Here is a 19811-nt window from a genome sequence, read left to right as displayed (position 1 = left end):
GCCTTAGGGGAGTTTTACACAAATCTTCAGTAAGGCTATTCCTTTTTTTAAAGTCGTTTAAACCTGTTTTTTGTTACAATTTTATGGTGACATTCATGATTTTTAATGTTATTTTGTCATGTTTAAAACAGACTATGAAAAAAACGCACAGAAAAAGTCTGCCATTATGACAGACGGAAGGAGAGAAATTTTGGCTTATTGGTTCTTAAGATATTCCAAAATCAGCTGATTGACGATGGCTGGCTTTTCGTGGTTAATCCAATGGGAAGCTTCATCAACAAAGATGAGATGTCCATTCGGGCAATGCCTTTCCGTCTCTTTCGCAAGCTTTCTGCTCAAATAGCGGTCTTCCATTCCCCAGATCATTCGGTAAGGTACTGTTTCGTAAGAGGGTTTCTCTGCCAAGCTTCCTTTTCTGAGGGCTCTGTACCAGTTCAGCATAGCTGTCAGCGCGCCCGGCTGTTTCCATGCTTCTTTGTACCTGCTGACATCCTCGGATGTAAAAAGCGCGGGACGGTCGGATAATCCAATCGCTTTGTCTAATGTTTCATAATCATTTTCCTTTAGTGATGCCTCCGGTATATCGGGGAGCTGGAAGTATGCGATATACGAGCTTTTCAGCCATTGCGGCGGATAAAGCGGCGTTACGGTTTTCATGACGTGCGGGTGCGGGATATTGATCGCGATCAGTTTTTCAAGATATTCCGGGCGTGTGGAAGCCAAATGCCATGCAACAGCCCCTCCCCAGTCATGCCCGATGACAATTGCTTTTTCATCAGTGAATTGCGTAATAAGCCCGATGATATCATCTCTTAATGTATCAATCCGATACGAATCAATACCCTCCGGTTTGTCACTGAGATTGTAGCCCCGCTGATCAGGTGCAATGACCCGGTAACCCGCATCAACAAGCGGTTTGATTTGATTTTTCCAGCCGTACCAAAACTCAGGAAATCCATGGAGCAGGACAATTAACGGGCCGTCTTCCGGTCCTGCGGCTGCAACGTGAAGCGTGATCCCGTTCGTATTGACAAACTGGCATTTAACTCCGTCCACTTCTATCTCCTCCTTGACTGTGCGTCATGATTTTCAGCCTTTTCTCCGTCAGCATAAATGTTATGACACAGGCAGCAATCAGCAGGATAAGCTGAAGAATAATCAAGTTTGATCCCAGCAGCAAACCCATTCCCGCAATCACCAAGCCTGACAGGATCATTAATGATGCACTGTAACGGTTCGCTTCATTCCATAATCTTTGATCTGACATTGAGCGTCTCGTTCTGTATCCGTACACACTGTTGATCGATTTGGGAGGAAACAGTTTGATCAGTATGCCCGCAATGATCATAAGCCCTCCGCCGACTAAACCCGTCATATCATCATCTCCTTTCTCATTGTTACGTGCAGAAAGAAGAAATGTTTCATGCATAGGCAAAAAGACAAGCCTCGGCCTGCCTTTTTATCGCATTTGTAAATCCTTTGTGTGAATATAGCCTTTAACTCCGCCATAATCCACGAACGCCCAAGTGAAGTCAAATCCGCCGTTTTCACTGAATCCCCACCCAAGTATTGTCACCTCTGTTCCAGATGAGAGCTGTTTAGCTTTTCCATTTTCGGGCGTCGGTGCATAGAAGGCTGTCTGTTTCATTGTTTTCGCTTGGCTTGCGGTTTTCATTAAAAAGTGGGTTGAAATATACGCTTTTTTTCCTTTGAAATGAATTTGAGCCCAATCGGCATTTACAAATCCATCGACTTTTACTTTTTGTTCTGATGATACAGTGCCGAGAATGTCACCTTTATGATTTGGCTCAGTCCGGACATTCAGCTTTCCTGTTTTTATGATGTAAGAATCGGATGATGGCATGCTGACAGATATGTCGTGAAGGGGCGCAGCTTTTGCTGCGGGAGCGGAATGAAGTGCTGTCAAACCCAGTCCTGCGGCAGCTGTTAAAGCGAGCATTACTTGTTTCTTTTTCATATAAAGCTCCTCCTCGCATTTTGACAAGATATTAGTGGTATTCCCTGATTGACAGGCTGGTGAAACATGTTTTGTTTATGATTTCTTCCTGTTAAGGTAATTTTAAGAAAATGAAAAAACCTGCCGGTCGTTAACGGCAGGTTTTTAGTGCAAAAGGCCTCTGCTTTGATTTAAGTAATCATTCACGTCGTTACGGGAGCTTTGAAAAAGGTGGAGCTGGCCGCCATAGTTTTCAATCCATTGTGTGACGATTTTTTCAGTCATTTTTTCACCTTGATAGGCGTGTCCGGCTTTTGCATAGGTTGCTTCGAAATCGCTCCATAACAATTCCACCCACGTTTTTGCCTGTATATAGCTGATCATCTCGTTCTTTTCCAGAAGCAGATTAGTCAGTTTCTCAATGTACATATTCATGTGTGCAGTCTCCTTTCTTCAGGAAAAAAATAACGCTTTATTACGTGGTGTTCTCCATATACTAACCTTACGTCTTCATCTGGAAAGACGCAACTTTTTGATCTCGAACCTAGGGGGATATGACATGGTCCGAAATAAAGAAAAAGGATTTCCTTACGAAAACGAAAACAAATTTCAGGGTGAACCGAGAGCAAAGGACGACTATGCTTCAAAGCGCGCTGACGGATCTATCAATCAGCATCCTCAAGAAAGAATGAGAGCCTCAGGCAAACGGTAAAGAAGAACAGCTGCATACACTGCAGCTGTTTTTACCCTTTATTGACTTGATATTCGTAGACGCTCTTCTTTTCTGATAAGTGTGCGAAGGTAGAAAGCACAAGTCCGCATGCGGTCATAAGCGCACCTCCTGCAAACAGCCAGGAATAAGAGCCAGTTCCGTTTAAAATCATTCCGCCGATCCATGCACCAAGGGCATTGGCAAGGTTAAATGCTGATACGCTGACAGCTGCGGCAATGGTTGTGCCGCCCTCAGATGAGGAAATGACCTTTGTTTGCAGAAGAGGCGGCGTGCCGAATGCGCATGCCCCGAATAGGAACGTTGCCACAATGGCTGCAGCCGGGTAAATGGCGATGTAAGGAAATACAGCCAGAACACCGATTAAACCGATCATTACGCCGATCATCGTCCGAGTCAGCAAAGGCAGCGGTACTTTTCCAGCACAGAAATTCCCGGCAACGCCTCCCAATCCATACGCAAAGAGAGCACCTGTAATGCCAACCGTGCTGAATCCGGCTGAATGCCTCAAAATGGGTTCGATAAAGGTGTAGGCGATAAAGACACCGGAATAGCCTAAAATGGTAATCGCGAAGGAAAACAGCACTTGTTTGTGTTTAAAAACCCCCCACTCATTCATAAGCATTGGGATCACTTTTGGTTTTCTGTTCGGCACGGCAGCCATAAGGCCTAAAAATCCGATGACACCAAGTGCCGTAATGATGGAAAACACCGCTCTCCAATTCAGGACATCTCCGAGATAAGAGCCGAATGGAACACCAAGCATTAGAGCCACTGTCAGTCCGCCGTTCATTGAAGCAGCAGCTGCAGCACGCTTTTCCGGCGGAACCATTTCACTTGCGAATACCATGGCAATCGCGAAGAAAGCGCCATGAATGGACGCAGATAAAATTCTTGAAATGGCCAATACCGTAAAATTCGGCGCCAGTGCGCTCATCAGGTTTGAAAGGATAAATATCGCCATCAGCCCAAGAAGCACAGGCTTTCTCGGAAGCTTGACGGAAATGATGGTGACGAGCGGTCCTGTCAAACAAACGCTTGCCGCATAAGCCGTGACAAGAAGCCCTGCGGATGAAACCTGTATATGAAAGTCATTGGCAATCGACGTCAAAATACCCATCACCGCGTATTCTGTATAGCCGATTGAAAATGTACAAACCATAAGAACAAATATAATAAATTTTACAGATGGGTTTTTGATACTCAACGTCATCGCCTCCTTTGATTTTAAAAAACAACGAGTTTCATCTTAAAAGATTTTTCAAGTGAATTCAATGATTTTTTCTTTAAGAATTCGTGTAAATGTGCTGCAAACAAAAAGAGGCTGATCATCAGCCTCCCTGTTACGCTTTATTCTTTTTCTTGCAATACTGAGATTGGCAGCGCTTCCTCTTGCTGAGGGGAAGAGGTCCTGTATCCCCATGCGAAAACGCCATTTAAATAACTGATGGTAAACTCGTCCTCAGTGTTTTCCACACGATATGTTTCTCCCGGTGAGTAATCTTCCGGGTTCAGTAAATATGCTTTTGCCATCGTAATTTTCCGTTCGAGCACTGCCAGTTCGTTTATGATTCCATGCTGTTCGGCTTTTCTTGCTTTTTCAGAAAGTAATGCGATTTCGGTATTGAGTTCGTGCGGTGTCATTTGACTGTATCGTTTCTCCATTTTTTCAGCTACTCCTCTTCCTGCAGAAATTGCTCGATTAAATCGAGTGAGAATCCTTTGCGGAATAAAAATTGTTTGACCTTCATGGCGCTTTCATATGAGCCGTCGTAGCGGTATTTTCTAAACGCTTTTTCCGCGTGAAGGCGCAGCGCTTCTTTCTCTGTGTCTTCATCATTTTCATATTCAATCTGATCCATCGCCGCGCTGATAACATCAAATGAGAAGCCCTTGCGCTGAAGCTGCAGCTGGGCGCGCTGTTTGAGTTCTTTCGTCGAAAGCTTTTTATCTTTTTTGAGAAGCTTTTCAACATGCTTGACCGCTTCTCTTGTCTGATCTTCAAAGGAAAAGGAACTTAGCGCCTCCTTAATTGTATCGTCATCAATTCCCTTCGCCCTTAGCTCTCTGAACAAAACATCAGGGCCTTTTCCGTTTGTTTTTTTGTGAGTGCTGACATAGGCTGCGGCAAATTCCTGGTCGTTTAAGTACTTGTAATCGTTAAGCCTATGGATGACTTCCGCAATGACGGGGGGCGAGGTTTCTTTTTTCTTTAAGTGGTCCTCGACCTCTTTCGTCGACCGCATTCGATAGGATAAAAAGTCAAGCGCACGGTTGAAGCCTTTCTTCACTTCATCGCCGTATTGAATCTCAATGATGTCAAGATCATCGAGTTCTTTTCCCTTCTTGAGCTCAAATTTCACGAGCACATCCGCGTCCACGCTGAAGGCGTATTTATCATCCAGAAAAATATTGAAGCGTTCCGTATTCTTTTTTTGCGTTGATATTTTTGTAATAAACGGCATCTTAATCTCCCTTCTCAGGCCTGAAACGCGTTTTCTTTTATTACAATGAGGTAAAGTATATTTATTAGAACGATGAGGAGAGATGTTCATGAATATCGCAATGACGGGCGGAACCGGTTTTCTCGGCCAGCATCTGACAGGCGTTCTTACCCGCCAGGGACACCATGTTTATATTTTATCAAGAAACGCAAGGGAAACTGAACAAAAAAATATGACATATGTCCAATGGCTGACGGAAGGAGCCGCCCCGGAGCAGGAACTTCCTCATATTGATGTCTGGATAAACCTTGCGGGAAAATCGATTTTTGGCCGCTGGACAGAAAAAACGAAGCAGCACATTCTCTCCAGCCGTATCAATGCGACGCGTGAAGTGCAGCGGCTTATTCAGAAACAGAAGGAGAAGCCGAAGACATTGATCCAAGCCAGTGCCGTGGGTATTTACGGCACAAGCCTTGAGAAAACTTTCACAGAGGATTCTGCAACGTCAGATGAGGATTTTCTCAGCCATACTGCACACCTGTGGGAAAAGGAAGGACAGCATATTGAGGCGATGGGCATTCGGACAGTTTATGCGAGATTTGGCGTGATGCTTGGAGAAAAAGGCGCTCTACCGCTTATGGTTCTCCCCTATAAGTTTCTGGCCGGCGGAACGATCGGAACGGGAAGGCAGTGGCTGTCATGGATTCATGTCGAGGATGCGGCCCAGATGATCCGATATGCGGTGGATAACGTCGGCATCTCAGGCCCAATGAATGTCACCGCGCCAAATCCTGTGGACATGAAGCAATTCGGAAAAGCGATTGCACGGGTGAAGCACCGCCCGCACTGGCTCCCCGTCCCGGAATTCTTTTTATCAAAAGCATTGGGTGAAATGAGTCTTTTGATTGTGAAAGGACAGCGCGCTCTTCCGAAAAAAGCGATAACCTCTGGATTTCGTTTTACATATTCGGATCTTGAATTTGCACTCTCACAGCTGATAGCGGACCGAAAGACTGTATAAAAACAGCAGGAAGCGTCAACCTTAAGAATAACATGGTTGAAGGAGGTCCTTTTTATGGAAAAAAAGAGGGAGAAGCACCAGCAAGGCGCCAACCTGAAAAAAATGCAGGAAGTTCTTTATTCAGGCGAATTTAAAAAAGCGGAAAAAGCTGCTAAGCGGAAGTAGGAATACATAGCCCCTTAAAATCAAATACTATATTTGTTTGATATCACTTTTTAGGGGGAATTTGATATGGGCAGAAATCATATCCACAAAAACCGTGATAAAAACAAACAAAAACTTCCACAAGTTCCCGATGCATTAAAAAGGGAAACTGACGGCGTTTACGAAGAATATTCAACCGAGCTTGCTGATGCAGATGACCGCGAAGCGCAAGAGCGTGCGAAAGCAGCCGACAACAGAGCGAAAAAGAAATCTCGTTAATGAAAAACCCCTTGTCTCCGTTTGAGACAAGGGGCTTTTTACATTTCAGTAAACCGGTCGCGGATCGGTGTGCGTTTTTTCACTTCCGGCGCCTCGTCAGGATAACCTGTTTGTATGATGGCGGCGAAACGCTCATTATCATGCAAACCAAAGGCCTGATGGACTTCTTTGTCATAAAGGATTTTTCCGCTTTTCCAAACCATGCCGATTCCTTTTTCCCAAGCAAGAAGCTGAAGATTTTGAATCAACGAGCTTGTTGCCGCAAAATCGTCGTCCCGCGCTCTTTCGTTTTCATCTTCCTGAAACACGACGAGGAGAAATCCCGGAACGCGCCCAAGTGTGTTTTTGAAATTTTGAAGCTTTTCCTCTGTCATATCCGGCTTGGATTTCTTAGAGAACGCTGCAAATGTATTGATGAGGTTCGTTTTACCTGTCTCACTGGAAACGTAAATAAATCTCCATGGCTCTGTCACTCTGTGATTTGGCGCATATTTTGCCGTTTCAAGCATGTCAAGAATGACTGCTGAAGGTACTGGCTCTTGTTTAAACTTTCGAATCGATCTTCTGCTGCGTATGATGTCCCGCAGTGCTGAATGCTGATGTATTTGTTCGGTTTGAGGCATACCGTCTCACCTTCCTATGCAATTGAAAATGATTATCATTTCATAATGATAACGGAAAGTGCATCTTTTTGTAAACCATCATCCGTATTAGATTTTAAGAATACGGGTTTCTGAGTAAACGGCTGTTCCTGTCATGTTCACTTTCACATGGCCGCCGGCTTCGTTCATTTCGATCTCCACTTTTCCGTCTTTTCCAATTTCCTGCCCTTGTTCAATGATAAATTTATGCTGCTCGGCATTGCCATATTGTTTCATATAAGCCCCCATCACGCCGGATGCTGTGCCGGTCACGGGGTCTTCAATCGTTCCCGAATACGGGGATGAAAAGTGGCGCCCGTGCAGGTCGCTGTCGGGATGGACGGTTTCAAAGGTAAACGGATGGACTGAAGCTTTTGGCAGATCAATTAACACTTCCGGAAATTGTTTGTTATCTGGCACCATTTTTTTGGAAGCCTCCAATGATTTAAGCGGAACGATGGCTGTCCATATGCCAGTGCTGCCAAACACAATCGGAAGGTCTTCATGAAAATCCTCTTCGGTGATACCCAGTGCGTCCGCAAGTTTTTTCCGATCGCCTGTAAATGGTTTGAATTGCGGAGAGGCCTGTTCAAGCGTGATATGAATACGGCCATCTTTTTCAGAAATCTTCACAGGCAGGATACCCGCTTTCGTTTGGATGCTGTACGTTTTACCGCTCTCCAGCATTCCTTTCTCACATAATGCGTAAAGAGAAGCAACTGTCGCATGACCGCACAAATTCATTTCGTGTCCAGGTGTAAAGTAACGGAGTTCAAGATCGGCCGACTCGCTTTTTCGGATAAAGGAAGTTTCTGAATACCCGGCACGCTCAGCTATGATCTGCATCTCGTCTTCCGTATAATCGTCTCCCTGCAAAACGACGCCTGCAGGGTTTCCTTTGCCGGGACTGCTTGTAAATGCTTCATATTTTAATACCTCTGCTTCTTTCATTCATCTGCCGCCCTTTCTTTATCAATGTCTCTGTCAGTATAGCAAAAATAATTACGAATCTTCAGTCATTATCAAAAAAACCCATTTTCTTTTTTAAGAAAATGGGTTTAACGATCAAGAATTTCTTGTTTTATAGAGCAAATAAATAAAATAAGGTGCGCCGATAGCCGCTGTAAAGACGCCGGCCGGCACTTCCACCGGGGCAAATAAGGTTCTGCCGACGATATCAGCTGTTAAAACGAGCAGAGCTCCAATAAGTGCCGACGCTGGGAGCAGGGCGCCATAAGATGAGCCGACAAGCCGTCTTGCAATATGGGGCGCCATCAGCCCGACAAAACCGATTGTGCCGGCAACTGAAACTGCACAACCAGTAAGAGCCGTACTCAAAAGGAGCAAGAAAAAACGATTTCGCTGCACAGCGCTTCCTGCACCCGCCGCAATATCTTCACCCAGCACCTGTATATTCATATTTTTTAGCGCGACAAAACAAATGAATAAGAGAATGACAGATAAGATAATAGCTATTTTTACATGCTGCCAGTTTGACCCATAAACTGACCCAGTGATATATACATTGGCTTGTGATGCCCGGTAAATCGGACCTTTGATCATCAGCAGGGTAGTCATCGCCTGCGCCGACATTGAAAATCCGATTCCGATAAGCACCAGCCGAAATGTGGAGGCGCCATTTTTGTATGCCAGTAAATAGACGATGAGCCCGACAGCCGATGCGCCGATAAATGCTGCTGCTGGAAGCCATGACAGACTGATCGTAAGTGAACTGCTGCGGTCTGAGAAGAACATCATTAAAAGCACGACCGCTACCGCCGCTCCTCCTGTTATTCCGATAATATCCGGAGATGCGAGAGGGTTTCTGACGAGCCCCTGCAATATCGCGCCTGCCGCTGCCAAGCAGACACCGGCGCATAAAGCCGTCAAAATTCTTGGCATGCGGAACGACATGATCATCAGTTCATCCAGCTTGGAACCTGCACCAAAGAATGTTTTTGCTACATCCCAGGGAGGAATAAACCTTTGTCCGAGACCAGCGCTTATGATGAGTACAGCAGCTGTTAACCCCAGTAAAACCAAAAAGACGATCCATGCTTTCTTTTCAGCCGCAGTAACGCCAAAACGAAGTTTCATAGCTTCGCCCCCCTTCTTGCGATGTACACAAACACAGGCATTCCGATGATGGCGGTCATGACCCCGACAGGAACTTCCTGAGGCATAATGATATATCGCGCACCGATATCCGCGCAAACAAGCAAAATGGCACCCAAAACAGCGGAAAATGGCAGAACCCAGCGATAATCATTACCAACGACAAAGCGGGCAAAATGCGGAATAATGATGCCGATAAAAGAAATCGGCCCGGCAATGGCGACAGCGGACCCTGCAAGCATGACAACACAAAGCGCCATCACAAATTTTAACAGGCCTGTTTTTTGGCCGAGTCCTTTTGCCACATCTTCTCCCATAACGAGGAGATTAATTTTTTGGCCGAGAAAGAAGCAGATCACAAGCGCTGCCGCTGCATATGGAAACATCGTCATCAACAGATCCAGACTCCGGCCCTGCACAGAGCCAGTCAGCCAAAAAAGCACCTGGGCAAGCTCGAGTTCGTTGACAGACAGCAAGCCCTGTGTCAGAGAAGAAAACATGGCTGCCATGGCAGCTCCCGCCAGCGTCAGTTTGATTGGCGTCAGCCCTTCCCTCCCAAGCGAGCCTGCTGCATAGACGATCGCGGCGGTAAATGCTGCCCCCAGAAACGAGCTCCATACTAATGCCTGAGGTGACTGAATATGCAGAAAAAACGATCCGGCAACAATAAAAAAACCTGCACCGGCGTTAATCCCGAAAATCCCCGGTGACGCAAGCGGATTTTTTGTGAGCGCCTGCATGAGAGCGCCCGCGGCTGCAAGCGAGGCGCCGACAACTGTCGCAACCAAAGCGCGCGGAAGCCTGACATCCTTGATGATGACATGCTCATTTGTTCCGTTGAAGGAAGTAAACGCCTGATAGACCTGTCTCCATGACGTACCTGTATAGCCGTACACGACGCTTGCGCAGACAGCCGCCAGTAAAATGAAAATCAGACATACTAACACAATCCATTTTGAAGATGCCTTTTTGCAGATCATGATCTAATTCTCCTAGTTATTTACTATGTAATGTTTGTTTTTGAGAATAATCCTCAATTAGGGATTGACACTCTTAACACTGCTTATTATGATCTAAATGATAATGAATTTCAATATTGGGAGGAAAAAGATGAAAAAGCATATCAGCATGCTATTCGTATTTTTAATGGCCTTTATGGTACTTTCTGCCTGTAATAGTTCAGAAAGTTCAAGCAACAGCGAGGGGTCAAGCAGCAAAATAAGAACGGTCAAACATGCAATGGGGACATCAGACAACATTCCCGCCAATCCAAAACGGATTGTTGTTTTAACTAATGAAGGAATAGAGGCGCTCTTAGCGCTTGGCATTAAGCCGGTCGGAGCCGTAAAGTCATGGAAGGGCGACCCGTGGTATGACTATCTGAAAGATGACATGAAAGGTGTTAAAAACGTCGGTCTTGAAACGGAACCGAATGTGGAAGCCATCGCAGAATTAAAGCCTGATTTGATTATTGGAAACAAAGTGCGCCAGGAAAAAATTTATGATCAGTTAAATGCGATTGCGCCGACTGTTTTTGCTGAATCTTTGGCCGGGAACTGGAAGGATAACCTGACTCTATACGCCAACGCGGTGAATAAGGCGGATAAAGGCAAGGAAGTCATTGCCGATTTTGATAAACGCGTGGCCAATTTGAAAGAAAAGCTGGGCGACCAGACTAACAAAACCGTTTCTGTCGTACGCTTTTTATCCGGTGAGTCAAGAATCTATTATACTGATTCATTTCCTGGGATTATTTTAGACCAGCTTGGCTTCAAACGCCCTGAAAAACAAGTGGAGCTGTTTAAGAAACAAAAGGACCAATTTACGTTCTCAACCGACAGTAAAGAATCTATTCCTGATATGGATGCTGATGTGCTGTTTTATTTCACTTATAAAGCCGATAATGCAAAGGAAAATGAAAAATGGGCCAATCAGTGGACAAGCAGTTCACTATGGAAAAACCTAAAGGCCGTGAAATCAGGTAATGCGCATGAAGTCGATGACGTCGTATGGACAACCGCAGGCGGAATTAAAGCCGCAAACTACCTGCTTGATGATATTGAAACCTACTTCTTAAAAACGAAATAAAAAAAAGACTCCGTCTTATTAGACGGAGTCTTTTTTGCTTTTGCCAATCAGACGTGTAACGAGGAACATGGTGACAGAAAGAGATCTGTTTTTCCGATACGCTAAGTATTTCCCTCGCCACTCCGGTTTGTATTTTTCTTTAAAGGCTCTTAGGCCGCTGAAGCTGTACATGTATCTGACATTATTAAAAATGACAGCGGCAAACCTTTCGGACCAGAAGGATGTAAAGGCAGTGCCCACATTGGCCAAGGGTGCCATCCCCATATTAAATGACGTGCAGCCCTCTTCCTTTGCCCATAAAAACATACGGATAAACAATGCGTCCATAATGCCATTTGGAGCGTCGCCGCGATAGCGCATCAGATCAACCGATATCTCTCCTTCCTGGTACATCGGCATGACATTTGCGAATGCAACGATCTCTCCCTCTGCATTTTTCATATAGGCGATTGGCGCTTTCTGTAAATAGGAAGGATCAAAAAATCCGAGCGAGAATCCCTTCTCTTTTTTCGAGCCGAGCCATTCGTCTGAGATTTGCTTCAGCTCCTCCAAAAACGCATCAGAAAATGGGGGATGATCCACATGGAAAGTATACTCCTCCCGCTCAAAGCGGTTATTGATTGCCCGAAGGCCGGCTTTTTTCTTCCCAGTCAAGGTAAATGTATTTAAATCTACATATGCTTCCTCGCCCAATTTAAAGAAGTTGTAGCCAAAATCGTGATACAGCGCCATATCCTCTCTTTCAATTTGATAGAACAAAACACTGAATCCCTTCTGATGCGCTTCGTTCAGAAATTCTTCCAGCACGAGCGGGAATGATTCTCTTTGGCCAGACGGATCGCCGAGCACGACCAGCCTTCTGGCGATTTTCCCAAACAGAAGCAGTGCATTCCCATCACTGGAAAAATAAAACCGTTTATCTCTAAGAAAACCAAGATGGCTCAGCGCGTTGCCGCCTTTTTCATTGAGAAACGCAGTAAGACGCTCAGGGTCAGCTTTCTCTCCGATCGGTTTCGTTCTCTTATGATAGACCACTGTAAATATAAAGAAGAACAGCGGCACAATGATGATCGCCATGATGGTTGCATGTGTAATATGCGAGGTGCTGTGGACGAAATATTCATGACGCAGCACCTTCTTCATCCGGTCCCAAATAAAGCCCGCGATCAGATTGTAGTTAAAGAGCGCCACAGTAAACAGCGCCACAGCGAATATCAATTGTCCCAGTGTATAGGATGCCTGTTCGCGGACAAATTGTTTTTTCAATAGCACAAGCAATACGATAATCATCGGCAGTACGAATATCGCGCTGATGTTAAGCCCTTTTAAAAAGCTGAACACAAAGCCGCCGACAAGCGCTGTAATGGCCATCGTATAGGAACGCTTTGTCCGTTTATAAAGCTCGATCGGCAAAATCAGCAGAATGAGCGCTGAGCTTAAGGACAGGCCGTTGAACAGCAAAAGCGCCGGGCGAGGAATGTGCGGTATAACCGTCAGCCTGTCAATCGGCAAGGAAACTGAGGCCAGGACAATCAGACCTGCTACGAACACAATAAGGGAAAGCGAGCCTTGCAAAATTCTCACTAATACCGCACGCTGAACAACAAGCAGAACGTTTGTCGTCTCAATTGCCGGTGCGATGCGCGGGTTCGTTTCGAGCCGCTTCATTGTATTTTCCGTCAGGTCGCCTGCGGCAAAGAATAGGCCTAAGATAAATGGGATAAATGAATAGGCGAGTCTGTACAACACAATAGAAGTGACGATGGCCTCCTGATGATAGCCAAGCTGCTCCATCCCCAGCAAAAATAAAAGGTCAAACGAGCCGAAGCCGCCCGGCACGAGGCTGATCATTCCTCCGATCGCCGCAATGACGAACACCCCGAACACATACCTGATATCTGCATGAATGCCCATAGCGAACAAAGCAAAATAGATGACGGTCCCGGCCATGAGCCATTCAACAACTGAAGCTCCAATATATGCGAAAATCGGATTTTTCACTTTATCCGCATTTTCTTCGTCCCCAGCTTTGCGGTCTTTTATTTTGGACACCGCCAAAGACAGCGGCAATATCAGCGCAAAACCGATAACGACCGCCCACAGCCAAGGCTTTTCATGAATCACTTCATCCACTGGCAGCACTCTCGCAGCGACGAAAATGCTGAAAACAGATAATCCGAGCAGCATAGATGATGTGAGCCAGGCGATTCCTTTCACGAGTGCCTTATGGTCTTTCGTATGCTCCTTGTAGAACATCATTCTTAACCCGACGCCGGCTAAACCGCCGAAGCCCAGCACATTATTAAATGAATTGGCGATCCAGGAAACCCTGAATACTTTTCCGTTTGTGATCGATAGGCGCAGTGAGTATTTCAGGACGTAATCATACAGCGACATAGCCGCAACAGCCAGCAAGCCGATCAACACAAGCATGAATAAGTCCGTTCGTTCCAGTCCGTTGATGACCATGAGCGTACGTTTGAATGACAGATTTGTCAGTTCTTTTTTCGATTGATAAATAACAAATAGCAAAACAGCAATAGGAAAAACGATTTTTAATATTGATAAAGCATTCTTTTTAATCAGCAATGGTCTCTCCAATCATATTCTAGTTCGATCCTCTCCCCCAATAATCTCCAACTCATTATACACTACCGTTATTTTTCGGACAAAGTCCCGCATGCGGTTTCTGCTCACTTTCTTTCAGGAGTCAAAATCGAGTAATATGGTAAGAGGAGTGAATGATGAGGAAGTGATGAAATGGAATATAATTTACACGATACAACAGTATTAAACGAAAACATTCTTTCATCGGAGGAACGGGAAATATGGGTGCTCTATATGAAAGTCTTAACTTCCGCCGGGCTCGGTGATGTGTCCGAGTGGATGAAGCTGGATATGAGCATGCCGCAAATGAAGGTGCTGATGCTATTAAACAACCATGGAACATTGAAAGTGAGCGACATTGCTGAAAAAATGGGGGCTTCCCTGTCCAATACAACTGGGCTGCTTGACCGGCTTGAAAAATCAGGATTTGTCAAACGCTCACATTCTGAAGAGGACCGCCGCTCTGTAGTTGTTCAGTTGACAGAGAATGCGAAAAAGATTTTCCGGGGTTTGTATGAAAAAGGCCACCTGAAATTGAAGCGTTCATTAGAGCTGCTGTCCCCTGAAGAAAAGCAGGCTGTTTCCGAAGGGCTGTCTATCCTATCAAGAGCATTAGAGAAAGCGAAAAAAGAATAAATCTGTAAGTCTGTCATCCGCAAACTGCGGGAACAGGCTTTTTTTATTTGACATTTAATTCATTTAAAATGAATAATATACTTTAAGTGAATAAAAAAGGGGGTTGATGAATATGTCTGAAGCATTAACAGAGCAGAAAGGCCAAAAGTGGGCGATCAGCCTGTTTACGATTGGTGTATTTATGGCTGCGCTAGATAACGGAATTATTTCAGCTGCCTTAACAACGATAAACGAGTCGTTTTCCGTTTCTCCTTCCTGGGGATCATGGGGCATTACCCTTTATACGCTCGGTCTTAGTGTCAGTGTGCCAATCGTCGGAAAGCTTTCCGACCGCTACGGCAGAAAAAAACTCTTTCTCATTGAGGTTTGCCTGTTCGGACTTGGTTCTTTGCTTGTTGCTTTGAGCCAAAGCTTCCCGCTCTTTCTGATATCGCGGCTGATTCAGGCGCTTGGAGGCGGCGGGATTTTCATCATCGGCAGCTCTCACATTCTCGCGACCCTTCCAAAGGAAAAACAGGGGAAGGCGCTTGGGCTGCTTGGCGCAATGAACGGGATGGCCGCTGTGCTCGGGCCAAATATCGGAAGCTTTCTGCTTGATTGGACCGGGTCTTGGCATTGGCTATTTTTGATTAATTTGCCGATTGCCGTGCTATTGGTTGTTTTCGGCGCATATTTTATCGCGGAAACAAAAGCACCTGAAGCTAAGCGCCTCGACGCGGCCGGAATCTTCCTTCTATCCCTGTCGATTTTAGCCGTGATGTACGGCATGACGAACCTTGATGGGGCAAATCTCTTACACAGCTTGGGGAATCCGGAGGTTTATGGATGTATTATTTTTGGCATACTTTGTTTTGCAGCGCTTATCTCGTATGAAAAGAGAGTTGAAATGCGAGGAGGCGATCCCATTTTGGCGTATTCTCTGCTGCGAAACCATATGTTTCAGCGCACGCTTATCGTCGGTTTGTTATCCGGGGGGCTCTTGGCGGCAGTCATTTTTATCCCGTCATATGTCGAGCAGTATTTGGGTGTCCCTGCCGCAAAAGCAGGCTATTGGATGACACCGCTTGCGTTGGCTTCCGGAATCGGCGCTTGGCTTGGCGGAGCGCTTACCGACAAAAAAGGTCCTGTAAAAACCGTTATTCTTTCGGGAATCATCTCATGTGCGGGGTTTGCTTTATTTCCGCTCTGGGTGACGGAAAAATGGGAGTTTGTGATCGCAAGTGTGGCAGCTGGGATCGGTTTTGGCTTTCTGTTAGGCGCTCCGCTGAACGTCCTTGTATCAGAAGCGGCAAAAACAAATAAGGGCACAGCTCTTGGCACGCTTTCATTAGTAAGGCAAATTGGACTGACCTTGGCGCCTACTCTTTATGCAGGTTTTATTACAGCCGGGTTTGACCAAATAGGTGATGAGATCAACAGCCGCTTATCGGACAGCGGATATTCAGAAAAGGCGATGCAGATGATTCCGGAGATCGACAGTTCTGATGTTTCTTCTTTACAAGAACAAATCGAACGCATTCCCGTTCCTGAAGTCAAAACCGCGATAAGCGACGCCATTCATGCGAGTGTCTCCAGCGGCTATGATCATTTATATGCAGCGGCTGCTGTGATCTCACTTCTGGTGATTGCTGCTATCAGTATTCCGGTGTTCCGCCGGCAAAAGCGTTAAGACCACCCCATCCGTCTGGAAAGCTCCGTAATATGAGCGATATGGTGATGTGAGTGCCAGACATACAGGCCGAGCGCGTTCTCTAGGGTAATGATCTCCTTTGTATCAGGGTGATAAAATCCGCGCTTAAATTGCTGATCCGTCAGAGTGCGGAGCAGAGCCGTCCATCTTCCGTGAAGCTCCTGCAAAAGCGCGAGTGAGCCGCTCGGATCTGCCGTTTTCGAGTCTTTTAGCTCCGACCATGCTTTTTCATCATACGGACGGATAGCCGGTGTCTCTTCCGTCAAGCTCAATTTAAAACGAATATAGCTGTTCATATGACTGTCAGCCAGATGATGAATAACTTGCCGAACGGTCCATCCACCGTCCCGGTACGGTGTGTCAAGCTGGCTGTCCGTCATGCCCTCTACAGCTTGCTTCAATTTTGCCGGCACTTCTTCAAGTACTTGAATCCATTTATCTTTTTGCTCCTTCGATATGGATTCCCTCGGCTTGTATTCTCCTATTGGGTAGCTTAGATTGACTGATGTCATGAATGTTCTCCCTTCTATTCAATCTTCTCCTTTATTTTACAAGAAAAAGATTGTGTATACTGTATGATTTAATACACAACAAGCGGCAGGAGCCCCCCTGCCGCTTGTTTTTCACCCTGCGTGATCACGCACTTCGACTGTTACCTTCTTCTGTTTTGGCTGATAAATTTTCCCCACAAATAAATACCCGTATTTGAACTTATTCAGCGCCCATGAGGTCATAATCGGGCCGGCTGTGCACACGGCAAACAGCAGGAGAACAGCCGGTACGGCAGGAATGTCGGGTATATTCAAAAGCAACACGTAGCCTATAATCATAAAATAGGCATGAAGCAGATAAATCGAAAAGGAATAGTTGCTGATAAACATCATGATTTTCGGCACATGCTTCATTTTGGAAAACAAGTGAAAACACAGGAAAATCATGCTTGTTGAATACAGCATGATATCAGGCCGCTTCGAGCTGATCATGCCGATTTCACCCACATAAGAAACAGTGACAACCAGCGCCCCAGAAGCAATTGCGGCGCCGTACACCACCAAGCGGTATTGGTTCAGCAGCGCTAAAAAACGCTTGTATTCTTTTCCGCAATAGTAGGCTAGACAAAAGTAGAAAAGCCAGCCTGCGAACGGAACCCAGAAGAACGGAAATGCCCCTCCCTCTTCAGAAGCAGGAGCCGGGCTGGCTGCTGAGAAATAGCCTAAATAAGCGGCTGTCACCACAAATGAGATAGACAGCACCCATTTCGGCGATGCTTTTTTCAAATACTCATGAAACATCATATGCAGCATGTAAAATTGAAAGATGACGAGAATGAAGTATCCGATAAAGTTTCCTAAGAATACGTTCTCCAGATATTTTTGCACAAACGCGAGAAAGGTTACCTCTCCCCCCATCGCACTGGTCATCAGCAACGCATCGATGGCCGCGATAAATAAAAAAGGAACAAAAATCACTTTTCCCCGCTTCTTTAAAAAACCGTCAGGCACCCCATCAGGATAAGAACGGGCCAGTAAAAATTCAGAGATGAAAATAAAAGCGGGCGTGCTGAACATCAGGAGTGTGCGGAAAGAATCAACAGTGTGAGAAATATCTGCAAGAGCTTCTGCCTGAAGCATCAGGACCATTGAAATGATATGGAGCAAGACGACACTTAAGCACGAAATGCAGCGGATCATAAAAATTTCTTTAATTTGCATAACAGCGCTCCTTTTATTTCAAATTGATAGAAATCGATGGTTGTACCTTAACATGTCCGCTCTATTTGAAAAAGTGCCTGATGTCATAAATTGACGTATGCATGATAGACTAAGGTCATAAACCCTTCTGGCTTTTTGGTGTATCTTTCTCAGGCGAGATTGCTAGAAAAATGCAAAAAACCTGCCGTAACGGAGACTGCAGGTTTTTTTATGAAGATATTAATTTGTATTGAGGCCTCCGCCATTCAGCCCTTCTTTGATATAGCCGTTCACTTGGCTATTAGAGAGCAAGCCAATATGACCGATGCCATAAAGCTGGATGTTTCGCGCTCCTTGTAACCGAGACAAGCTATTGATTACAATTTGATCATTGAGACTGTAAATAGATGTATAGAGGATCTTTTGATTAGGATCTGTACCCGGCAGCGCCGTTGATGACACTAAACCATTAGCCCCTCCAAGCGTTACGACATTTTGAATCTTATTGCCCCCGCCTAAATATTTAATATAGTACAGCGTATTGGCGCCTCCCATACTATGAGCCACAATATCTACTTTTTTTGCCCCCGTTTCTTTTAAAACACGGTCAACATATGAAGCAAGCTGCGGGCCGTTATTTAGGTTGTTTCCTGTTTTATCATAAAAATCAATTGCGTACAGTTTGTTGCTTTGCCAGCCTTGAGAAATTAAGTAGTTTTTAATAGCGAAAAAGTTGTATGAAGCACCACTTATTCCATGAACAAGAACGACAGGATTATGTACTGATTCAGCTTTTGCGCCAGACGGCGGAGCGGCTAAAACAGATAGAATCAGCGATAAACAAATAATGAATGCCATAAGTACTTTTTTCACGTTTATTCCCCCTTAAAATGTTTATACCACCAATTTCCTATTATACATAAAAAATCAGTATGGTTAATATTTTTTCTGAAAATTAAATTTAAATCTCTTTTATATGACGGAGATAAATCGGATACCTTCTGACAAACCTTTTATCTTCATTTCCAAAGAGCCCGGTTGTGTTCCCTTCCTCCCTTTTCTATAATAAGGGGAATAGGCAGTTAGAATCACAGTTGAGCACCGGCTCATCTGTTTTGCGAAACAGCCAGACACGGAGGATAGCATGAGAGTATTAAAATACGCCATATTAGGGCTTTTGCGAAAAGGCGAATTGAGTGGATACGATATTACGAGTTATTTTAAAGAGGAGCTCGGCCAGTTTTGGAGCGCCAAGCACAGCCAGATTTACCCTGAGCTCAAAAAGCTGACGGATGAAGGATTTATCACGTTCCGGACAACGATTCAGGGCACAAAGCTGGAGAAAAAGATGTACACCCTGACAGACAGCGGAAAGCAGGAGCTGCATGACTGGCTGATCCGCCACCAGCCGATACCCGAGACGGTGAAGGATGAATTTATGCTGAAGGCTTATTTCATTTCTTGTCTATCGCGCCAGGAGGCTTCTGATTTGTTCAAAGACCAGCTGCAAAAACGCCAGACCAAGCTTTCTGACTTACAGGGAAGCTATGAAAAGCTTATGGCTTCAGCAGAGCCGATGTCATTTTCTTCACCGGACTTCGGCCACTATCTTGTGCTGACGAAAGCGCTGGAACGGGAGAAAAATTACGTTTCTTGGCTGGAATCGATATTAGCTATGATCGATAAGGATTAACCGGGAGCGGCCTTTACGTAATGCATGGGTTTGCCCACATAAAAAATCACCTGTCCCTCGGACAGATGATTTTTT

Annotated in this window: 23 protein-coding genes; 8 read left to right on the top strand and 15 right to left on the bottom strand. The window is 45.2% G+C overall.

Going from position 1 to position 19811, the window contains the following annotated elements; translation table 11 throughout:
* Nucleotides 1–195: 195 nt before the first annotated feature.
* The 4 genes from ephM to ACFVP7_RS04670 all read right to left on the bottom strand — a co-directional run bounded on the left by ephM (nucleotide 196) and on the right by ACFVP7_RS04670 (nucleotide 2392).
* Nucleotides 196–1056 (bottom strand): epoxide hydrolase EphM, encoded by an 861-nt coding sequence (gene ephM / locus ACFVP7_RS04685; RefSeq protein WP_396583035.1) that lies wholly within the window; start codon nucleotides 1054–1056, stop codon nucleotides 196–198.
* Nucleotides 1043–1375: an SdpC immunity protein SpdL gene (spdL, locus tag ACFVP7_RS04680; RefSeq protein WP_024573182.1), complete on the bottom strand. Its 333-nt coding sequence runs from the start codon at nucleotides 1373–1375 to the stop codon at nucleotides 1043–1045. Before spdL ends, ephM begins: the two co-directional genes overlap by 14 nt.
* Before the next feature lie 84 nt (nucleotides 1376–1459).
* Nucleotides 1460–1978, bottom strand: a complete 519-nt coding sequence (locus ACFVP7_RS04675) for an SH3 domain-containing protein (RefSeq protein WP_024573181.1) — start codon at nucleotides 1976–1978, stop codon at nucleotides 1460–1462.
* A 144-nt stretch (nucleotides 1979–2122) separates the two neighbouring features.
* Entirely contained in the window at nucleotides 2123–2392 is a 270-nt protein-coding gene (locus ACFVP7_RS04670; protein ID WP_003243789.1) for a YfhJ family protein, read from the bottom strand.
* Nucleotides 2393–2516: 124 nt separating this feature from the next.
* Here ACFVP7_RS04670 and ACFVP7_RS04665 point away from each other — a divergent pair, with 124 nt between their 5' ends.
* Nucleotides 2517–2669: a small, acid-soluble spore protein K gene (locus tag ACFVP7_RS04665; protein ID WP_003223241.1), complete on the top strand. Its 153-nt coding sequence runs from the start codon at nucleotides 2517–2519 to the stop codon at nucleotides 2667–2669.
* 31 nt (nucleotides 2670–2700) lie between these two features.
* Here ACFVP7_RS04665 and ACFVP7_RS04660 read toward each other — a convergent pair whose 3' ends face one another.
* The 3 genes from ACFVP7_RS04660 to recX form a co-directional block, all read right to left on the bottom strand.
* Nucleotides 2701–3894 carry an MFS transporter gene (locus tag ACFVP7_RS04660; protein WP_396583034.1) on the bottom strand — a complete coding sequence of 398 codons (1194 nt, stop codon included), beginning with the start codon at nucleotides 3892–3894 and terminating at the stop codon, nucleotides 2701–2703.
* Nucleotides 3895–4037: 143 nt separating this feature from the next.
* Nucleotides 4038–4352, bottom strand: a complete 315-nt coding sequence (locus tag ACFVP7_RS04655; RefSeq protein ID WP_003244592.1) for a YfhH family protein — start codon at nucleotides 4350–4352, stop codon at nucleotides 4038–4040.
* 8 nt (nucleotides 4353–4360) lie between these two features.
* Complete coding sequence (gene recX, locus ACFVP7_RS04650) at nucleotides 4361–5152, bottom strand: recombination regulator RecX (protein ID WP_072176012.1); 792 nt, start codon at nucleotides 5150–5152, stop codon at nucleotides 4361–4363.
* Nucleotides 5153–5240: 88 nt separating this feature from the next.
* Here recX and ACFVP7_RS04645 point away from each other — a divergent pair, with 88 nt between their 5' ends.
* The 3 genes from ACFVP7_RS04645 to ACFVP7_RS04635 all read left to right on the top strand — a co-directional run bounded on the left by ACFVP7_RS04645 (nucleotide 5241) and on the right by ACFVP7_RS04635 (nucleotide 6575).
* Nucleotides 5241–6152 carry a TIGR01777 family oxidoreductase gene (locus ACFVP7_RS04645; RefSeq protein ID WP_396583033.1) on the top strand — a complete coding sequence of 304 codons (912 nt, stop codon included), beginning with the start codon at nucleotides 5241–5243 and terminating at the stop codon, nucleotides 6150–6152.
* 54 nt (nucleotides 6153–6206) lie between these two features.
* Nucleotides 6207–6317, top strand: a complete 111-nt coding sequence (locus ACFVP7_RS04640; RefSeq protein WP_003223230.1) for a YfhE family protein — start codon at nucleotides 6207–6209, stop codon at nucleotides 6315–6317.
* A 66-nt stretch (nucleotides 6318–6383) separates the two neighbouring features.
* On the top strand, nucleotides 6384–6575 hold the full coding sequence (locus ACFVP7_RS04635; protein ID WP_003233561.1) for a YfhD family protein: 192 nt from the start codon (nucleotides 6384–6386) through the stop codon (nucleotides 6573–6575).
* A 38-nt stretch (nucleotides 6576–6613) separates the two neighbouring features.
* Here ACFVP7_RS04635 and ACFVP7_RS04630 read toward each other — a convergent pair whose 3' ends face one another.
* The 4 genes from ACFVP7_RS04630 to ACFVP7_RS04615 all read right to left on the bottom strand — a co-directional run bounded on the left by ACFVP7_RS04630 (nucleotide 6614) and on the right by ACFVP7_RS04615 (nucleotide 10311).
* Complete coding sequence (locus tag ACFVP7_RS04630) at nucleotides 6614–7198, bottom strand: nitroreductase (RefSeq protein WP_396583032.1); 585 nt, start codon at nucleotides 7196–7198, stop codon at nucleotides 6614–6616.
* A gap of 87 nt (nucleotides 7199–7285) precedes the next feature.
* Complete coding sequence (locus tag ACFVP7_RS04625) at nucleotides 7286–8167, bottom strand: PhzF family phenazine biosynthesis isomerase (protein WP_396583031.1); 882 nt, start codon at nucleotides 8165–8167, stop codon at nucleotides 7286–7288.
* Between the two features lie 114 nt (nucleotides 8168–8281).
* Entirely contained in the window at nucleotides 8282–9313 is a 1032-nt protein-coding gene (locus tag ACFVP7_RS04620; RefSeq protein WP_003243057.1) for an iron chelate uptake ABC transporter family permease subunit, read from the bottom strand.
* Nucleotides 9310–10311, bottom strand: coding sequence for an iron ABC transporter permease (locus ACFVP7_RS04615; RefSeq protein WP_003233570.1), 1002 nt, complete (start codon nucleotides 10309–10311; stop codon nucleotides 9310–9312). The genes ACFVP7_RS04620 and ACFVP7_RS04615 overlap by 4 nt, the downstream gene beginning before the upstream one ends.
* A 130-nt stretch (nucleotides 10312–10441) precedes the next feature.
* Here ACFVP7_RS04615 and ACFVP7_RS04610 point away from each other — a divergent pair, with 130 nt between their 5' ends.
* Nucleotides 10442–11419, top strand: a complete 978-nt coding sequence (locus ACFVP7_RS04610; protein ID WP_396583030.1) for an ABC transporter substrate-binding protein — start codon at nucleotides 10442–10444, stop codon at nucleotides 11417–11419.
* A gap of 18 nt (nucleotides 11420–11437) precedes the next feature.
* Here ACFVP7_RS04610 and mprF read toward each other — a convergent pair whose 3' ends face one another.
* Nucleotides 11438–14008, bottom strand: coding sequence for a bifunctional lysylphosphatidylglycerol flippase/synthetase MprF (mprF, locus tag ACFVP7_RS04605; RefSeq protein ID WP_396583029.1), 2571 nt, complete (start codon nucleotides 14006–14008; stop codon nucleotides 11438–11440).
* 171 nt (nucleotides 14009–14179) lie between these two features.
* Here mprF and ACFVP7_RS04600 point away from each other — a divergent pair, with 171 nt between their 5' ends.
* Entirely contained in the window at nucleotides 14180–14662 is a 483-nt protein-coding gene (locus ACFVP7_RS04600) for a MarR family transcriptional regulator (protein WP_003233577.1), read from the top strand.
* 112 nt (nucleotides 14663–14774) lie between these two features.
* Nucleotides 14775–16331 carry an MFS transporter gene (locus tag ACFVP7_RS04595; protein ID WP_396583028.1) on the top strand — a complete coding sequence of 519 codons (1557 nt, stop codon included), beginning with the start codon at nucleotides 14775–14777 and terminating at the stop codon, nucleotides 16329–16331.
* Here the strand turns inward: ACFVP7_RS04595 and bstA are convergent.
* The 3 genes from bstA to estB form a co-directional block, all read right to left on the bottom strand.
* Entirely contained in the window at nucleotides 16328–16864 is a 537-nt protein-coding gene (gene bstA, locus ACFVP7_RS04590; RefSeq protein ID WP_003233581.1) for a bacillithiol transferase BstA, read from the bottom strand. The genes ACFVP7_RS04595 and bstA overlap by 4 nt on opposite strands.
* Nucleotides 16865–16975: 111 nt before the next feature.
* Nucleotides 16976–18064, bottom strand: coding sequence for an acyltransferase family protein (locus tag ACFVP7_RS04585; protein WP_101169912.1), 1089 nt, complete (start codon nucleotides 18062–18064; stop codon nucleotides 16976–16978).
* A 219-nt stretch (nucleotides 18065–18283) separates the two neighbouring features.
* Nucleotides 18284–18916 carry an esterase EstB gene (gene estB / locus ACFVP7_RS04580; protein ID WP_003243184.1) on the bottom strand — a complete coding sequence of 211 codons (633 nt, stop codon included), beginning with the start codon at nucleotides 18914–18916 and terminating at the stop codon, nucleotides 18284–18286.
* A gap of 271 nt (nucleotides 18917–19187) precedes the next feature.
* Between estB and padR the strand changes: the two genes are divergently transcribed.
* Nucleotides 19188–19736 carry a transcriptional regulator PadR gene (gene padR, locus ACFVP7_RS04575; RefSeq protein ID WP_024571654.1) on the top strand — a complete coding sequence of 183 codons (549 nt, stop codon included), beginning with the start codon at nucleotides 19188–19190 and terminating at the stop codon, nucleotides 19734–19736.
* Nucleotides 19737–19811: the final 75 nt, after the last annotated feature.

The organism is Bacillus sp. SG20033 (genome assembly GCF_044570195.1).
Taxonomy (GTDB): Bacteria; Bacillota; Bacilli; order Bacillales; family Bacillaceae; genus Bacillus; species Bacillus subtilis.
This window is presented reverse-complemented; position numbering and strand designations above follow the sequence as displayed.

Bases quoted from the DNA above. Each gene is read 5' to 3' on its own strand.
- ACFVP7_RS04610 (WP_396583030.1), top strand. From the start codon at position 10,442: ATGAAAAAGCATATCAGCATGCTATTCGTATTTTTAATGGCCTTTATG.
- ACFVP7_RS04595 (WP_396583028.1), top strand. From the start codon at position 14,775: ATGTCTGAAGCATTAACAGAGCAGAAAGGCCAAAAGTGGGCGATCAGC.
- ACFVP7_RS04665 (WP_003223241.1), top strand. From the start codon at position 2,517: ATGGTCCGAAATAAAGAAAAAGGATTTCCTTACGAAAACGAAAACAAA.
- recX (WP_072176012.1), bottom strand. From the start codon at position 5,152: ATGCCGTTTATTACAAAAATATCAACGCAAAAAAAGAATACGGAACGC.
- ACFVP7_RS04640 (WP_003223230.1), top strand. From the start codon at position 6,207: ATGGAAAAAAAGAGGGAGAAGCACCAGCAAGGCGCCAACCTGAAAAAA.
- ACFVP7_RS04585 (WP_101169912.1), bottom strand. From the start codon at position 18,064: ATGCAAATTAAAGAAATTTTTATGATCCGCTGCATTTCGTGCTTAAGT.
- bstA (WP_003233581.1), bottom strand. From the start codon at position 16,864: ATGACATCAGTCAATCTAAGCTACCCAATAGGAGAATACAAGCCGAGG.
- padR (WP_024571654.1), top strand. From the start codon at position 19,188: ATGAGAGTATTAAAATACGCCATATTAGGGCTTTTGCGAAAAGGCGAA.
- ACFVP7_RS04620 (WP_003243057.1), bottom strand. From the start codon at position 9,313: ATGAAACTTCGTTTTGGCGTTACTGCGGCTGAAAAGAAAGCATGGATC.
- ACFVP7_RS04635 (WP_003233561.1), top strand. From the start codon at position 6,384: ATGGGCAGAAATCATATCCACAAAAACCGTGATAAAAACAAACAAAAA.
- ACFVP7_RS04625 (WP_396583031.1), bottom strand. From the start codon at position 8,167: ATGAAAGAAGCAGAGGTATTAAAATATGAAGCATTTACAAGCAGTCCC.
- ACFVP7_RS04675 (WP_024573181.1), bottom strand. From the start codon at position 1,978: ATGAAAAAGAAACAAGTAATGCTCGCTTTAACAGCTGCCGCAGGACTG.
- ACFVP7_RS04630 (WP_396583032.1), bottom strand. From the start codon at position 7,198: ATGCCTCAAACCGAACAAATACATCAGCATTCAGCACTGCGGGACATC.
- ACFVP7_RS04670 (WP_003243789.1), bottom strand. From the start codon at position 2,392: ATGAATATGTACATTGAGAAACTGACTAATCTGCTTCTGGAAAAGAAC.
- ACFVP7_RS04615 (WP_003233570.1), bottom strand. From the start codon at position 10,311: ATGATCTGCAAAAAGGCATCTTCAAAATGGATTGTGTTAGTATGTCTG.
- ACFVP7_RS04645 (WP_396583033.1), top strand. From the start codon at position 5,241: ATGAATATCGCAATGACGGGCGGAACCGGTTTTCTCGGCCAGCATCTG.
- ACFVP7_RS04600 (WP_003233577.1), top strand. From the start codon at position 14,180: ATGGAATATAATTTACACGATACAACAGTATTAAACGAAAACATTCTT.
- ACFVP7_RS04655 (WP_003244592.1), bottom strand. From the start codon at position 4,352: ATGGAGAAACGATACAGTCAAATGACACCGCACGAACTCAATACCGAA.
- spdL (WP_024573182.1), bottom strand. From the start codon at position 1,375: ATGACGGGTTTAGTCGGCGGAGGGCTTATGATCATTGCGGGCATACTG.